Origin of the sequence: Leucobacter japonicus, assembly GCF_001273855.1 — a bacterium.
GTDB lineage: Bacteria > Actinomycetota > Actinomycetes > Actinomycetales > Microbacteriaceae > Leucobacter > Leucobacter japonicus.
On sequence record NZ_JHBX01000079.1, the window covers coordinates 50,829 to 65,017 of the forward strand.

Annotated in this window: 16 protein-coding genes; 11 read left to right on the forward strand and 5 right to left on the reverse strand. The window is 66.1% G+C overall.

The features are described from left to right. Window positions 1–25 precede the first annotated feature (25 nt). From AMS67_RS02975 to AMS67_RS02985, 3 genes are all read left to right on the forward strand, one after another. Window positions 26–1,510 carry a CCA tRNA nucleotidyltransferase gene (locus AMS67_RS02975; RefSeq protein ID WP_053386037.1) on the forward strand — a complete coding sequence of 495 codons (1,485 nt, stop codon included), beginning with the start codon at window positions 26–28 and terminating at the stop codon, window positions 1,508–1,510. Beyond that, window positions 1,503–2,327 (forward strand): PIG-L family deacetylase, encoded by an 825-nt coding sequence (locus AMS67_RS02980; RefSeq protein WP_053386038.1) that lies wholly within the window; start codon window positions 1,503–1,505, stop codon window positions 2,325–2,327. Before AMS67_RS02975 ends, AMS67_RS02980 begins: the two co-directional genes overlap by 8 nt. Window positions 2,328–2,407: 80 nt before the next feature. Beyond that, a complete protein-coding gene (locus AMS67_RS02985) occupies window positions 2,408–3,472 on the forward strand; it encodes an inositol-3-phosphate synthase (protein ID WP_053386039.1) in 1,065 nt (354 codons plus the stop codon). 39 nt (window positions 3,473–3,511) lie between these two features. Here the strand turns inward: AMS67_RS02985 and AMS67_RS02990 are convergent, their stop codons facing one another. Next, complete coding sequence (locus AMS67_RS02990; protein ID WP_075201203.1) at window positions 3,512–4,729, reverse strand: glycosyltransferase; 1,218 nt, start codon at window positions 4,727–4,729, stop codon at window positions 3,512–3,514. Between the two features lie 184 nt (window positions 4,730–4,913). Here AMS67_RS02990 and rpsF point away from each other — a divergent pair, with 184 nt between their 5' ends. The 7 genes from rpsF (at window position 4,914) to AMS67_RS03025 (ending at window position 9,423) form a co-directional block, all read left to right on the forward strand. Continuing rightward, the gene (gene rpsF / locus AMS67_RS02995; protein ID WP_053351441.1) at window positions 4,914–5,276 is read left to right on the forward strand and encodes a 30S ribosomal protein S6; all 363 of its coding nucleotides are present in this window, start codon (window positions 4,914–4,916) and stop codon (window positions 5,274–5,276) included. A 3-nt stretch (window positions 5,277–5,279) separates the two neighbouring features. Then, window positions 5,280–5,822 (forward strand): single-stranded DNA-binding protein, encoded by a 543-nt coding sequence (gene ssb, locus AMS67_RS03000; RefSeq protein WP_053386040.1) that lies wholly within the window; start codon window positions 5,280–5,282, stop codon window positions 5,820–5,822. Window positions 5,823–5,870: 48 nt separating this feature from the next. Further along, on the forward strand, window positions 5,871–6,131 hold the full coding sequence (rpsR, locus tag AMS67_RS03005) for a 30S ribosomal protein S18 (RefSeq protein ID WP_053351443.1): 261 nt from the start codon (window positions 5,871–5,873) through the stop codon (window positions 6,129–6,131). 13 nt (window positions 6,132–6,144) lie between these two features. Next, entirely contained in the window at window positions 6,145–6,594 is a 450-nt protein-coding gene (gene rplI / locus AMS67_RS03010; RefSeq protein WP_053351444.1) for a 50S ribosomal protein L9, read from the forward strand. Between the two features lie 473 nt (window positions 6,595–7,067). Continuing rightward, on the forward strand, window positions 7,068–8,441 hold the full coding sequence (gene dnaB, locus AMS67_RS03015; protein ID WP_053386041.1) for a replicative DNA helicase: 1,374 nt from the start codon (window positions 7,068–7,070) through the stop codon (window positions 8,439–8,441). Window positions 8,442–8,528: 87 nt separating this feature from the next. Continuing rightward, window positions 8,529–9,104 (forward strand): hypothetical protein, encoded by a 576-nt coding sequence (locus AMS67_RS03020; protein ID WP_053386042.1) that lies wholly within the window; start codon window positions 8,529–8,531, stop codon window positions 9,102–9,104. 28 nt (window positions 9,105–9,132) lie between these two features. After that, window positions 9,133–9,423: a hypothetical protein gene (locus AMS67_RS03025; RefSeq protein ID WP_053386043.1), complete on the forward strand. Its 291-nt coding sequence runs from the start codon at window positions 9,133–9,135 to the stop codon at window positions 9,421–9,423. A 55-nt stretch (window positions 9,424–9,478) separates the two neighbouring features. Here AMS67_RS03025 and AMS67_RS03030 read toward each other — a convergent pair whose 3' ends face one another. The 3 genes from AMS67_RS03030 to purB form a co-directional block, all read right to left on the reverse strand. Beyond that, a complete protein-coding gene (locus AMS67_RS03030; RefSeq protein ID WP_053386044.1) occupies window positions 9,479–10,009 on the reverse strand; it encodes a hypothetical protein in 531 nt (176 codons plus the stop codon). Further along, complete coding sequence (locus AMS67_RS03035; protein WP_053386045.1) at window positions 10,006–10,815, reverse strand: LssY C-terminal domain-containing protein; 810 nt, start codon at window positions 10,813–10,815, stop codon at window positions 10,006–10,008. Before AMS67_RS03035 ends, AMS67_RS03030 begins: the two co-directional genes overlap by 4 nt. Window positions 10,816–10,961: 146 nt before the next feature. Further along, the gene (gene purB / locus AMS67_RS03040; RefSeq protein WP_053386046.1) at window positions 10,962–12,347 is read right to left on the reverse strand and encodes an adenylosuccinate lyase; all 1,386 of its coding nucleotides are present in this window, start codon (window positions 12,345–12,347) and stop codon (window positions 10,962–10,964) included. A gap of 179 nt (window positions 12,348–12,526) precedes the next feature. On the opposite strand from purB, the gene AMS67_RS03045 reads away from it, so the two are divergent. Further along, a complete protein-coding gene (locus AMS67_RS03045; RefSeq protein ID WP_082305248.1) occupies window positions 12,527–13,645 on the forward strand; it encodes an acyltransferase family protein in 1,119 nt (372 codons plus the stop codon). Between the two features lie 9 nt (window positions 13,646–13,654). Here AMS67_RS03045 and AMS67_RS03050 read toward each other — a convergent pair whose 3' ends face one another. Next, window positions 13,655–14,122 carry a phage holin family protein gene (locus AMS67_RS03050; protein WP_053386048.1) on the reverse strand — a complete coding sequence of 156 codons (468 nt, stop codon included), beginning with the start codon at window positions 14,120–14,122 and terminating at the stop codon, window positions 13,655–13,657. Between the last annotated feature and the right edge of the window lie 67 nt (window positions 14,123–14,189).

Here is a 14,189-nt window from a genome sequence, read left to right on the forward strand (position 1 = left end):
GAGCGGACCCAGGTACCCTGGTGAGATGCCCTCCCTCGCTGCCTCGATGGACGCCGTGCGCGCCATCGCCGATTCGGCGCCGGTCGCCACGCTGGCCGCGGCATTCGCCGAACGCGGCCACGAATTCGCTCTCGTCGGCGGGCCGGTGCGCGACGCCCTGCTCGGCCGCCCGGTCACCGATCTCGACTTCACGACGTCGGCTCGGCCCGATGAGACGCGCGCCATTCTCGATTTGGTCTCGGGGAATGTGTGGGATGTGGGTCGCGACTTCGGCACCATCGCCGCGAAGGTGCATGGCGAGACCGTTGAGATCACGACCTATCGTGCTGAGATCTACCGCGACGATTCCCGCAAGCCCGACGTGCAATTCGGTGACTCCATCGAGGGTGATCTCGTGCGGCGCGACTTCACGATCAACGCGCTCGCGCTGATGCTGCCGGATCTGCGACTCGTCGACGTCTCCGGTGGTGTTGAGGATCTGCTGGCCGGCACGATCCGCACGCCGGGTGCACCCGAGATCTCGTTCACGGATGATCCGCTGCGCATGCTCCGAGCCGCACGGTTCGCCGCGCAGCTCGGATTCGCGGTCACCCCGGAAACGCAGGCGTCGATGTACGAGCTTGCGGAACGCCTCGACATCATCTCGGCGGAGCGCATCCGTGATGAGTTCGTGAAGCTGCTCTCGGCACCCGACCCGGAACCCGGGATCCGCCTGCTCGTCGAGACCGGCCTCGTCGATCGCTTCCTCCCCGAGCTGACCGCGCTCGTCGAAACGCAAGACGACCACGGCCGCCACAAGGATGTCTACGAGCACAGCCTCACGGTGCTGCGGCAGGCCATCGCGCTCGAGATCGAGCGGCGCGATCCCGAAACGACCGAACCCGACATCGTGCTGCGCATCGCCGCCCTGCTCCACGACATCGGCAAACCCGCGACCCGGCGATTCGAGCGCGGCGGCGTCACCTTCCACCACCACGATGTCGTCGGTTCGAAGCTGGCGAAGAAGCGGCTGCGCGAACTGCGCTTCGACAACGACACCGTGAAGCGCGTCGCCCGACTCGTCGAACTGCACCTGCGGTTCTTCGGGTACAGCGACCAGCAGTGGACCGACTCCGCGGTGCGACGCTACGTGCGCGACGCCGGCGCCGAGCTCGAGCGACTGCACATTCTCACGCGCGCCGACGTGACCACCCGCAACCGCCGCAAGGCGGAGCGGCTCGAGCACGCCTACGACGACATCGAGCGGCGCATCGATGAGCTCGCCGAAGCCGAGGAGCTCGCCGCGGTGCGCCCCGAACTCGATGGCGAGCAGATCATGGCATTGCTCGGTATCGCGCCCGGGCCGGTCGTCGGCCGGGCCTACAAGTATTTGCTCGAGGTGCGCCTCGACGAGGGGCCCATTGGCGAGGAAGCCGCGGCCGATCGCCTGCGCGCCTGGTTCGCGGAGCACGCAGCCGATGCCCCTCCCCCTTCGTCTCGAACCGCCCGACAGGAGACCCCCAATGAGTGACGCAGCGACCTGGTTCGACGGGCGCCCGCGGGCGATGTTCGTGCATGCGCACCCCGACGATGAGACCATTGCGACCGGCGGCACACTCGCCGCGCTCGCCGAGGCCGGGCGCGAACCGTTGCTGGTCACCCTGACTCGTGGCGAGCAGGGCGAGGTGGTCGCCGGCCCGCTCGAGGCACTGGTCGCGGCGCACGGCATCGCCGTCGCGCGGCAGAACGAGCTGAAGACCGCACTCGGCATGCTCGGCGTCGAGCGCCACGCGTTTCTCGGGGTCGAACCCGCGCGGGCCGAGGGCTTCCCGCCGGTGATCTACGAAGACTCCGGCATGATCTGGGGGCCCGATGGCCGCGCGACCGCGGCGCCCGAAGCCGGGCCAGATGCGCTCACCTCGGCGCCGGCCGTCGAAGCGCTCAACGACCTGCTGGCTGCTGCGTACCAGTCGGGTGCGCAGGTCATCGTGAGCTATGACGATGGGGGCGGGTACGGGCACCCCGATCACGTGTTTGCGTATCGCATCGCGCGTGCCGTGGCCCAGGCGCTCGATCTGCCGTACTGGGAGATCGTCGGCGACCCGGCGGCTGCCGACGCGACCGACACCGACGCGACCGGAGCCGATGCGTTCGAGGTCCACGATGTCACCGAGTGGCTCCCCCGCAAGGTCGCCGCGCTGCGCGGGTACGCGACGCAACTCACCGTCGATGGTGACGACATTGTTCACGTGGGTGGCCAGCGCGAGGCCATCCGCACGGTCGAGGTGTTTCGTCGTCTGACTCCGGCGCCGGAGTCGCTTACGCCGAACGCCGAAGCGCGGAGCTGACGCCGAGCCGCACGACCCGTCTCGCTAAGCTGACTCGTTGGGCGTTCTCGCGCCCGAATCACACGGAGAACAGGGGTGCGATGAGTGTGAAGGTGGCCCTCGCGGGCGTTGGCAATTGCGTGAGCTCGTTGGTGCAGGGCGTGGAGTACTACCGCGGCGCTGCCGACGATGAGCAGGTTCCGGGCCTGATGCACGTGCGACTCGGCGGATACCACGTCTCCGATCTGGAGTTCGTGGCCGCATTCGAGGTCGACGCGACGAAGGTCGGTCTCGATCTCAGCGAGGCGATCTGGGCGGGGCACAACAACACGATCAAGTTCTCGGACGTGCCGAAGCTCGGCATCGAGGTGCAGCGCGGCCCGACGCTCGACGGGCTCGGCGAGTACTACCGCGACGCGGTCGAGGAATCAGAGCTCACCCCCGTCGATGTGGCCCAGGTGCTGCGCGACTCGGGTGCTGAGGTGCTCGCGTGCTACTTGCCGGTCGGCAGCGATGACGCCGTGAAGTTCTACGCCAAGGCGGCGCTTGAAGCGGGTGTGGCGTTCGTGAACGCGGTGCCTGTGTTCGTGGCGAGCGATCCGGAATGGGCCGCGAAGTTCGTCGCAGCCGGGCTGCCCATCGTGGGCGACGACATCAAGAGCCAGGTCGGCGCGACGATCACGCACCGCGTGCTCGCTCGCCTCATGGAGAGCCGCGGTGTCGCGCTCGACCACACGTACCAGCTCAATGTCGGCGGCAACATGGACTTCAAGAACATGCTCGAGCGCAGCCGCCTGAAGTCCAAGAAGATCTCGAAAACGCAGGCGGTCACCTCGAACATCGATGTCGACCTGCCTGCCGACGATGTGCACATCGGGCCGAGCGACCACGTGCCGTGGCTCGAGGACCGCAAGTTCGCGTTCGTGCGACTCGAGGGCCGCGGCTTCGGCGACGTCCCGATGAGCATCGAGTACAAGCTCGAGGTCTGGGACTCCCCCAACTCCGCCGGAACGATGATCGATGCCATCCGCAGCGCGAAGTTGGCGCTGGATCGCGGCCTCGCCGGTCCCGTCGAGTCCGCCTCGGCCTACTTCATGAAGTCGCCGGCGGTACAGAAGCCCGATCACGCTGCGCGCGAGGAGCTTGAGGCGTTCCTCGGCGAGTGACGTTGGTGCGTGGGGGCGGGTGCGCCCTCGGCGCGAGTTTCACGTGAGGCGCAGGCTCGCGTAGATGCGTTCGAGCGCGGCGGCGTGCGCACTCCAATCATGGGAGAGCGCATGCCGCCGCGCGCTCTCCCGCAGACGGGTGAGGCGCGCGGCGTCGCGCAGCAGTGCCGCGATGACGGCGGCCCACTGCTCCGGATCCCGCCCCTCGACGAGGGCACCCGCAATGCCGTCGGGCGCGGCCTCGACGAGCCCGGTGTGCGCCGCCGCGATGACCGGGGTGCCACTCGCCGCGGCTTCGAGGGCGACCAGGCCAAAGGTCTCCGAGTGTGACGGTACGAGCGCGAGCGTGCTCTCGGAGAGGAGCTGGGCGGCGCTCGCGCGATCCTGCGCCGGGAGAAACCGCACCTGCTTCGCGATGCCGCCGATGCGGGCGAGCTCGCGCAACTGTCGCGCGAACGGTTCAGCGCCGGGGGTCGGTTCCCCCGCAATGATCAGTTCGGTGCGCGACCAGAGTTCGGGGTCGCGCTGCGCGAGTGCGACCGCGGCACGTACGGCGAGATCCTGGCCTTTGAGGGGTTGCACGCGACCGAGCACCGTGAGCCGCAGCGTCGTCGGTGTTTCACGGGAAACATCGCGCGGTCGAGGACGAAACATCGACGTGTCGACTCCCGGGAGAACGAGTCGATCATCGGCAACCGGCACCGCAGTCGCGTGGCGGATCGCCGCGGCCTCGGCGCGACTCACCGCGACCGCGGTACCGCGCATCACGACTGCGCGCTCGGCGGCGAGGCGCAGCGGGGGCTCGGGGCGTGCTCCGGGCGCGAGCAGCGCATTCTTCTGCGCCCCGACGGTGTGGAGCGTGATCGCGGGCACGACGCGCGACGTTGCCGCCAGCGGGAGGGCGGCGACTCCGCTCAGCCAGTAGTGCGCGTGCACCGCATCGAATGCGTGATCATCCGCGAACCGCGAGACCATGGCCCGCGAGAAATCGGGAACGAGCGCGGGCAATGCCTCTTTCGGTGCATCGGGATCACCCGCGGCGATGGAGATCAATCGTGCCCCGGAGGGGTGGCTGGCATGCAGTGGCCTGGTGCCTGCGGGCTCGGCAGCGGTCGCCCGTGTGATCACCGAGACATCGTGACCGCGAGCGGCGAGAGCGCTGGCTGCTTCGCGGACCACCACGTTCATTCCCCCGGCATCGCCCCTCCCCGGCACCGCCGCCGGAGAGGTGTGCATCGAGATGAGCGCGATCCGCATGGTGATCAGCCTAGGCGGGGTGGCGGCGGTGGGTCGGCGCACAGGTGCCAACACGGCCGCAAAGTGCTAAGCTACTGAGGTTGTCTGCGTGCCGCGCACCGGTGCGTCACGGAGGCACGATGCACAAACACCCTCCTGTCACAGAAATCCTGTGGCCGTGAAGTCCGAAGGAGGTGGGTCAATAATGCATCCGTACGAACTGATGGTGATCCTCGATCCGGGTATCGACGAGCGCACCGTTGCCCCCAGCATTGAGAAGTTCCTCGGCGTCATCCGCAATGCGGGTGGCGAGATCGAGAACATCGACATCTGGGGCAAGCGCCGTCTGGCCTACGAGATCAAGAAGCAGTCCGAGGGCATCTACGTCGTGGTGAACTTCACCGCGTCGCACGAAGCCACCGCTGAGCTCGATCGCCAGCTGGGCCTGTCCGAGGCCGTGCTCCGCACCAAGGTGCTCCGCTCCGACGAGCTCATCGCCCAGCGCGCTGCTCAGACGAAGCGCGACCAGGCCAAGGCGGCACGCGCCGCTGCAAAGGTCGGCGCGTAGCTCATGGCCGGTGAGCCGCTGATCACAGTCGTTGGCAACTTGGTTGCCGACCCGGAGCCGCGTGTCAGCCAGGCGGGTAAGTCCTGGGTGACCTTCCGGATCGCCTCGACGCCGCGCGTGCGCGATCGTCAGTCGGGTGACTGGTCGGACGGCGAACCGTTGTGGCTCGGTTGCCGCGCGTACGGAGAGTACGCCGACAACATTGCCGCATCGCTCACGAAGGGCATGCGCGTCATCGTGCAGGGCCGCCTCACCCAGCGCAGCTACACCGACAACCAGGGGCAGCAGCGCACTTCTCTCGACCTTGAGGTCGAAGAGGTCGGGCCGTCGCTCCGCTTCGCCACTGCTCAGGTCGCTCGCGGCCAGGCACGTGGTCAGGTTGGCGGCTTCGGTGGCGGCAACTCGAATCAGCCCGCCGGGCAGAGCAGCTGGGGTCAGCCCGCCGCTCAGCCCCAGCAGCAGCAGGACAACCCCTGGACCAACTCGGGCCAGGGCGATTCCAGCGGCGGCTTCGGCGGCGGTTTCGACGACGAGCAACCCTTCTAAACTTCTTGATCCGGCCCAGCCGGAACGCATCACGAAAAGAGACCAATTATGGCAGGCAAGTCCAGCGGCGCAGCCCGCAAGCCGGGTCGCGGTAAGAACGCCAAGACCCTCGCACCCGCGAAGAAGCAGACCGTCGGCGTCATCGATTACAAAGATGTCGCAACGCTCCGCAAGTTCATCTCTGAGCGCGGCAAGATCCGCGCCCGCCGTATCACCGGCGTGTCCGTCCAGGAGCAGCGACTCATCGCCAAGGCAGTTAAGAATGCCCGCGAGATGGCTCTCCTCCCCTACGCCGGTTCCGGCCGCTAAGGAGTAGAGCAACATGTCGAAGGTTATTCTGACGAACGAGGTCCAGGGCCTCGGTTCCGCCGGTGACGTTGTAGACGTCAAGACCGGTTACGCACGTAACTACCTCGTGCCCCAGGGCTACGCAGTGCACTGGACCCGCGGTGGCGAGGCCCAGGTCGCGCAGCTCCGTGCGGCTCGCGACGCGCGTGCGCTCGCTTCGGTCGAAGACGCGCAGGCGCTCAAGGCGAAGCTGCAGGCGGGCAAGATCCGTCTCCAGGCGAAGACCGGCACCGGTGGCCGTCTCTTCGGTTCGATCAAGCCCGCTGCGGTTGCCGACGCTGTTTCGGCTGCTGGCATTGGCGAGATCGACAAGCGCAAGATCACGCTCCCCGCGATCAAGACCACGGGCGAGTACCAGGCGATCATCCACCTTCACGAGGGTGTCGACGCCAAGATCACGCTGCAGGTGATCTCGGAGCGCTAAAGCTCCGTTCTCGCGACACGGCGGGGTGCGATTCCGGTGATCCGGAGTCGCACCCCGCCGTCGTGTTCTCGGGGTCCTTGCGCTGAACGCCGCGTGAACAGGAAGTTTGGATGTGAATCTGAAAGCGCTACCAATTGCGCTCGGCGTGGCGCAAGTTCTCCACATGTCGGGCGTTTCGTCAAGGTTCAATGCGCACCTGAGACTTGAATAACTTTTCCCCTGTGGAAAAGTAAAAAACCAGATCAGAGGAGCTAAATTACTTCTCCTCCACAAGCCCTCCACATGTTTTCCCCAGCGTTGTGGAAAACATGTGGCTCAGATCGGTGAGTTATTCACCAAGTTATCCACAGGGTGGAAAACAGTTCGCCGTTGGGCGATTGATGCCAGGCCTCCTGACCCCTACCGTGAATGTCCGGGGTCTGGTGTCTGATCGATCAGTAACCGAATCCACCGCAGCGAGAGGAAGTGACCGAGTGTCGATCGCGCACCTGGGCATACCGGACCCATTTGTCGAAGAAGAGTCGCGCGGGCACGAGCGCACGCCGCCCTACGACCTGCTCGCCGAGCAGAGCGCGCTCGGCGGCATGCTGCTCTCGAAAGACGCCGTCGCCGATGTCACGGGTCTGCTCAAGGGGCCCGACTTCTACGTGCCCAAGCACGAGGTGATCTACGAGGCGGTGCTCTCGCTCTACTCGCGAGGTGAGCCGACCGACGTCATCACCGTCACCGACGAACTCACCAAGAGCGGTGAGCTGCAGCGTGCGGGCGGCGCCGAGTACCTGCACACTGTGACCAGCATCGTGCCGACTGCCGCAAACGCGAGCTTCTACGCCGAGATCGTCGCCGAGAAGGCCCTGCTGCGTCGTCTGGTCGAAGCAGGGACCCGAATCGTGCAGATGGGGTATGCGGGAGAGGGTGAGGCGATCGATCTCGTCAACGTCGCGCAGTCGGAGATCTACGGAGTGACGGGCGAGAGTCAGGGTGAAGACTATGTGCCCCTGCACCTCGCGGTCGACGCCGCCCTCGAAGAGATCAACAAGGCCAACAGCCAGACGGACGGCATGCTTGGCGTGCCCACGGGCTTCAGCGAGCTCGACGCGATGACGAACGGGTTCGCCGGCGGGCAGATGATCATCATCGCGGCCCGACCGGCCATGGGTAAGTCGACGTTGGCCATGGATGTTGCGCGCAACGCTTCGGTGCACGCGAACGCGCCGACTGTCTTCTTCTCACTCGAAATGGGGCGAGCCGAGATCGCGATGCGTCTGCTCGCCGCAGAGGCCAGCATTCCGATGCAGACGCTGCGCAAGGGCGCGCTCGATCAGCGCGACTTCCAGAAGCTCGCCGCAACGCAGGCGCGTGTCGCCGAGGCGCCGCTCTACATCGACGACAGCCCGAACCTCACGCTGGTCGAGATCCGAGCGAAGTGCCGTCGTCTCAAGCAGCAGCACGGGCTGCGCATGGTGGTCATCGACTACCTGCAGCTGCTCTCGAGCGGCAAGAAGTCGGAGAGCCGTCAGCAAGAGGTCTCCGAGTTCTCGCGTGCGCTCAAACTGCTCTCGAAAGAGCTCGACGTGCCGGTCATCGCACTGTCGCAGCTGAACCGTGCGTCTGAGCAGCGCGCCGACAAGATGCCCGCCATCAGCGACCTGCGCGAATCGGGCTCGCTCGAGCAAGACGCCGACATGGTGATCCTGCTGCACCGCGAAGCCGTCGGTGACCGTGACAGCCCGCGCGCGGGTGAGGCCGACTTCATCCTCGCCAAGCAGCGCAACGGGCCCACGGGCACCGTTACCGTCGCATTCCAAGGCCACTACTCGCGCTTCCAAGACATGCCTCAGGTCTGACAGCGAGCGCCAGCCGCACGCGGGTGCGACCGGGATTCTCTCGGGTGGCGCCGGGGTAGACTGGGGCGAGACGAAGAAAGGGGTGTCATGGCTGCTGCAGTACCGACAGCTGCGGAATCACCGACTCCTGAGACTCCGGTCGCACGCCCCGTTCGACTCGTGCGCGTTGCCGTGCTGATCATCGCCGGCATCGCTATCGCATTCACCGCCACCCTGCACGAGCAGCTGGGCTTCGACCTCGGCGTGACCGCGGCCATTTTCGGCCTCATCGCCATCGCGCACCTGCTCGAGTGGTTCTCGGTGCGCGCCTCAGGCGGTAACGCCGTGCCGCTCCTGTTGGCGGTCGTGTCGATCGCCGCTGCGGTCGCGCTGCCGATCACCGGCTCCGTCATCGGCTTCGCGGTCATCGTCGCGGCTTGGGCACTCGTGAGCGCGCTGCTCGAGTTCGTTGGCTCGACCGTGCGTCCGGGCAGCCGCCAAGACGCGGTGTTCCTCGGCGCGATTGGCATCCTCCTCGCGCTGCTCACCATCCTGGTCCGCACAGACCAGGTGGCCATTCTCGGCTTCCTCGGCGCCTACGCCATGGTCGCCGGCGTCTTCCTCGGCATTTCGGCCTTCGACACGCGTCGCACCGCGACGTCGGTCGCGGCCACCGAGCAGTAGTTTCCCTGCACCTCTTCGAAAGCACACGATGACCCAGCCTCCCGAGCCCGCCAATCAGGATCGCGTGACCCCGTCACGTCGTGACCGCCTGAAGCCGCTCGAACTCATCGGCTTCTCGCTCGTGCTCGGCATCTTCGCCGGTTTGGTCGTGCTGCTCACCACGCGCGACCTGGTGCTCGGTCTGGTCTTTCTCGGTGTCGGCTTCATCGTCTCCATCATGATGGTCGCCCTCGTGGGGCTCGGCGGCAAGCCGAGTCAAGAAGACATCGACGCGCGCAAAGATCTGCGCGGCCCCGACGACAAGCCCAACTGGCACTGACCCCGCTCGCGCAACGGGCATCGGCACTGGCCGCGACGCCTGCGGCTCTCCGTCGTTACGCCCGGCGCAGCTGACGCTTGTGCTCCCGGCGCGCATCCCGTCGGCCGATGGTCCACGCACGGGCGTCCCGGCTCGAGAGGGCGAGCAGGAGCAGTATGTCGAGTGAGAGCGTCAACAGGGTCGTGCGTACCGTGATCTCCGCACCAGACACGAAGTAGTTGATGGCCGACGCGGTGATGCTGGTGGCCGCCCAGCACATCGCGAGCATGCGCGCACGATTGCTGCCCCGCCACAACGCCCAGGCGAAAAGCGCCAACGAGCAGATCCAGAGCGCCTCGAACGCGACGAACACTCCGAGCACCAAGCCCGAACTGACGCCGTCGAGGTCGACATCGCGCATGAGGCGTGGCCAGGCGATGACGACGCTCACTATCCACAGGATGCCGCCGAGGCAGCGCAGCAGCACGAGCAGGGCGCCCCCTGCCAGCGACAACGGGCGCTTCGCTGTGGGTGGTGCCGGGGCCTGTGGGCCAGCGAGCACCGCTGCCGCCTCTGAGGCCGACCGCTTGGCGTGAAGCTCGCTCATGCTTTCCCCACATCGAGAATCGGCAGGTCGCCATCGGTGTGGATCGAATCCCCGCCACCATTGCGCGAGTGATACCCGGTGGCGAAGTCGCGCAGCACCTCGAGGCCGACACCGGCATCCGCTGAACGCACGGTCGAGATGACGTGGTCGCGCTCGACATCGGTATCGGCGTCGATCTTGTGGGTCACCTGCAGGGTGAACAGCGACAGCCCGACGGCCCGATCGAACGTGCCGGCCGCCAACCAGTCGACGCGGGCGCCACCGGGCAGCAGCCAGCCATCAGGAGTGCGCCAGAATCGCACGTGGTGACGCTTCGCCGGATTCCCCTCGACCTCTTGCTGGTACGCGAAGTCTTGCATGCGCGAGAAGAGGAAGAGCGGGCTGACGGGTGCGCGATCATAACTGCTCCGGGTGATGGTCGAGCTGATGATCCGCCACGATGAGCCGAGGGTGACAGGGTCGGCCTTGATCCACCCCGCACGTTCCATTGCGCGGTGCAGCGCGTCTTCGTCACCGCGCACCGCGAGATTGATCGGATCGCCCAACAAGCCATCGCTCGTGCGGGCGCGGCCGATGAAGTAGTCGGGCACGTAGATCGTCGTCAGAATGCGATGCAGGCGAGGCAGCACGAGATAGGCGAGGATCACCCAGAAGGCGATCATGAAGAGGATGCCGAACCAGCCGATGTGGAAGCTCTCGGTGAAAATCAGCCAGGCGAGCCAAATCGCCGCGATGCCCGCGTAGACGAAGAATGCGTGGTCGAGCGCGGTCGTCAGCGAGAATCGGCGACTCGGCTCCGGGCTCATGGTCACATCGTAGCTCGCGCTCAGCTCCGTCGAACAGCGCAGAGGCGAGCGCGCGGTTCCACGGTCAGGCGCAGATACACGAACGGGATCGTGCGAAGGCGGGGCGTTCGCCCGAGCCTCGCGCGATCCCGCGCATGCGAGCAGCGCTAGCGCTGCAGGAAGTCGACCAGACGCACGGCGTCGCCGATGTAGGTCGCGGGGGTGAGTGCGAGCAACCGCTGCTTCGCGGCGTCACCGATTTCGAGGCCTTGCACGAACTCGATGAGTTCTGCCTGGCCGATACGACGGCCGCGGGTCAGCTCCTTGAGCGCGGCATAGGGGTCGCTGATCGTTGAGCGACCGGCGGTCACCTCGGCGCGGATCACGGTCTGGATCGCCTCACCGAGCACCTCCCAGTTGCTGTCGAGATCGGCGGCGAGTACGTCGGGGGCCGCATCGATCTGGCCGAGACCCTTGAGGATGTTGTCGAGGGCGAGCACCGAGTGACCGAGCCCCACACCGATGTTGCGCTGCGCCGAGGAGTCGGTGAGGTCGCGCTGCCAGCGGCTCGTCACCAGCGTTGCGGCGAGCGAGTCGAGGATCGCGTTCGAGAGCTCGAGGTTGGCCTCGGCATTCTCGAACCGAATCGGGTTCACCTTGTGCGGCATGGTCGACGAACCCGTGGCGCCCTCGACCGGGATCTGGCGGAAGTAGCCGATGGAGATGTAGCTCCAGATATCGGTCGCGAGGTTGTGCAGAATGCGGTTCGCGTGAGCGATGCGCGTGTAGAGCTCGGCCTGCCAGTCGTGCGATTCGATCTGCGTGGTGAGCGGGTTCCAATCGAGCCCGAGGCCCTCGACGAACTGCTGCGACACCTCTGCCCAATCGGTGTCGGGGTCGGCGGCGAGGTGCGCTGCGAACGTGCCGGTCGCACCCGAGAACTTGCCGAGGTACTCGATGTCGTCGATCTGATTGAGCTGGCGCTCGAGGCGGTGCACGAAGACGGCGAGCTCCTTGCCGAGCGTCGTCGGCGTCGCGGGCTGGCCGTGCGTGCGGCTCATCATGGGGAGCTCGCGGTACTGCTCGGCCTGGGCGGCGATCGCACCGATGACCTTTTCGAAGCGGGGGCGCCACACGTCGGCGACGGCCTGCTTGACCGTCAGCGCATACGAGAGGTTGTTGATGTCTTCACTGGTGCAGCAGACGTGGGTGAGCTCGGCCAGGTGCCCGAGCCCCTGCGCTTCGAGGCGTGCACGCACGAGGTACTCGACGGCCTTCACGTCGTGCTGCGTCGTGCGCTCGGTCTCGGCGAGCTCATCGATCTCGGACTGACCGAAGTCGGCGGCCCAGGCGCGCAGTGCGGTGAGCTGCTCGGGCTCGATCGGGGTGCCACCGAGCAGCGAGTGCTCGGTGAGGTAGGCGAGCCACTCGACCTCGACGTGCACGCGAGCCTTGTTGAGGCCCGCCTCTGAGAGCGTGTTGCCGAGGTCGGCGACCGCTGCGCGGTACCGTCCGTCGAGCGGGCTGATGGGCTGCGTGGGAAGCGGGGTCATGTGAGCCTCTCGAGATTCGGGATCGCGGTCCGTCTCTCATTCTCCCATGCGGGGCGCCACCCATCGAAGCGTCATCAGCCCCGCAGGAGAAAGCAATGGAACGTTCTCCAGAACTCTGATATTCTGTCATTTGAAATATTCAAGGGTCAGTACGACAAGCGTTCTCGGGGTGTGACGGCATGGCGAACGAAAGAGCATTGCAGCGGCTCGCGCGAGCGCAAGACGACCAGCGTTTCGGCGCGATGCGGCGATCGGTTCCGATCGATGTTCTCCGTGGCCTTGCCCTCGTCATTGTTGTCATCAACCACGCCAGCGTCGGGCTCTTGAACTCGGGATGGATCGATTCGGGCTCATGGTTCGTCGGCCTGCATGATTTCACTCGAATGCTCAATGTGCCGTGCATGGCGTTCATCGCAGGGCTGTTCATTCCGCGCGCGGTGGAGAGGAGCGGGACCTCCAGATACCTGGCGCGTCGGTCGCTCGCGCTGCTGTGGGCGTACCTGCTCTGGACAGTACTGCAGGGCGCCGTCGAAATCGCGGCTGCGCCCCTCACGAACGGCGGCACCGGGTTGGGATGGCATGCGCTTGAGATCTGGAGAGCGACGGATCAGCTGTACTTTCTGCCGTTCATGATTGTGGGCACGGTACTCGTCGCAATGCTTCGCGTCTGGGAGCTTCCGCTGCTGCTCGGATTGCTCACTGCGCTGTCGTTGATCACTTGGGGATGGAACCCGGGAGTCGTCGGACTCACGCCTTTGGGCAGCGTCGTATTCATCGGATTGGGAGCCCTCATTGGTGCCCCCCGCGCAGCCGAATTGGCAGACCGTCACCTTGCCAGGTGGCTGGTGATCGGTGTGCTCGCCGGTGCTGCTGCGCTGTGGGCGTTCGGCCAGGGTGCGGTGAATCCCGTCGACACTGCGCGCCTGACGATGCCAGAAATCGCACTGAGCATGAGCGCTACGCTCCTCGGAATTGTCGCAGGCTGCGCGCTCGCGGTCTTGATCTCTCGGGTGCGATGGGTGAGTCGAGCGATCACGGCGATCGGTGCCGACACCATGCCGGTGTTTCTCGCGCACATCATCTTCCTTGCAGGAACGCGCATCGTCTTGCAGCGGATTCCTGGAACAACGGTCGAGATCGTGTTCACTGTTTCAGTTCTCGCGGGCATCATCGGTCCGATGATCCTGTCCAGAGCAATGCGCAGAATTGGATGGACCTGGGTATTCGGTACACCGAAATGGATCGACCACCTCACGCGACCCACACGCCGGAGCGAGGCGATCGGTGATTCTCGGTGATCGGCGTGCTCAGCGGTCCTTCTTCTTCGACGTGCCGAGCAGCCCGTTCAGAATGCCCGAGAGGATCGTGAGCACGAGCGCCGCGAGTACACCCCACCAGAACCCTCCAAGCCGCAGCCCGAAGCCGGCAAGATCGGAGAGCCACGCGACGACCCAGAACATGACCCCGTTCACGATGAGCCCGAAGAGACCGATCGTGATGATGTAGAGCGGGATCGAGACGAACCGCACCACACGGCCCAGAGTGCCGTTGACGAGGCCGAAGACGAGGGCGATGAGCACCAGGGTGATGATGCGGATGAGCGGCGCATTGGGGTCGTCCACCGTCATATCTGACAGGGGCTGCGTGCCGAACTCCCGCAGCACGGTGTCGCCGGGCGACTCCACCCACACTCCGTGATTCCCGGGGCCGCCCACGATGAGTGTGGTGAGCCAGAGGGCGAAGGCGTTGACCAGCACGCGGATGACGGATCGCATATGCCCATTCTCGCACCGCCGCTCGGGGCGCGCTCGGGTCAGGCCGCGTGCGTCACTAGACTCGGTG

Bases quoted from the DNA above. Each gene is read 5' to 3' on its own strand.
- rpsF (WP_053351441.1), top strand. From the start codon at position 4,914: ATGCATCCGTACGAACTGATGGTGATCCTCGATCCGGGTATCGACGAG.
- AMS67_RS03045 (WP_082305248.1), top strand. From the start codon at position 12,527: ATGGCGAACGAAAGAGCATTGCAGCGGCTCGCGCGAGCGCAAGACGAC.
- AMS67_RS03050 (WP_053386048.1), bottom strand. From the start codon at position 14,122: ATGCGATCCGTCATCCGCGTGCTGGTCAACGCCTTCGCCCTCTGGCTC.
- AMS67_RS03025 (WP_053386043.1), top strand. From the start codon at position 9,133: ATGACCCAGCCTCCCGAGCCCGCCAATCAGGATCGCGTGACCCCGTCA.
- AMS67_RS02985 (WP_053386039.1), top strand. From the start codon at position 2,408: ATGAGTGTGAAGGTGGCCCTCGCGGGCGTTGGCAATTGCGTGAGCTCG.
- AMS67_RS02990 (WP_075201203.1), bottom strand. From the start codon at position 4,729: ATGCGGATCGCGCTCATCTCGATGCACACCTCTCCGGCGGCGGTGCCG.
- AMS67_RS02980 (WP_053386038.1), top strand. From the start codon at position 1,503: ATGAGTGACGCAGCGACCTGGTTCGACGGGCGCCCGCGGGCGATGTTC.
- AMS67_RS03020 (WP_053386042.1), top strand. From the start codon at position 8,529: ATGGCTGCTGCAGTACCGACAGCTGCGGAATCACCGACTCCTGAGACT.
- rpsR (WP_053351443.1), top strand. From the start codon at position 5,871: ATGGCAGGCAAGTCCAGCGGCGCAGCCCGCAAGCCGGGTCGCGGTAAG.
- AMS67_RS02975 (WP_053386037.1), top strand. From the start codon at position 26: ATGCCCTCCCTCGCTGCCTCGATGGACGCCGTGCGCGCCATCGCCGAT.
- AMS67_RS03035 (WP_053386045.1), bottom strand. From the start codon at position 10,815: ATGAGCCCGGAGCCGAGTCGCCGATTCTCGCTGACGACCGCGCTCGAC.
- purB (WP_053386046.1), bottom strand. From the start codon at position 12,347: ATGACCCCGCTTCCCACGCAGCCCATCAGCCCGCTCGACGGACGGTAC.
- AMS67_RS03030 (WP_053386044.1), bottom strand. From the start codon at position 10,009: ATGAGCGAGCTTCACGCCAAGCGGTCGGCCTCAGAGGCGGCAGCGGTG.
- ssb (WP_053386040.1), top strand. From the start codon at position 5,280: ATGGCCGGTGAGCCGCTGATCACAGTCGTTGGCAACTTGGTTGCCGAC.
- rplI (WP_053351444.1), top strand. From the start codon at position 6,145: ATGTCGAAGGTTATTCTGACGAACGAGGTCCAGGGCCTCGGTTCCGCC.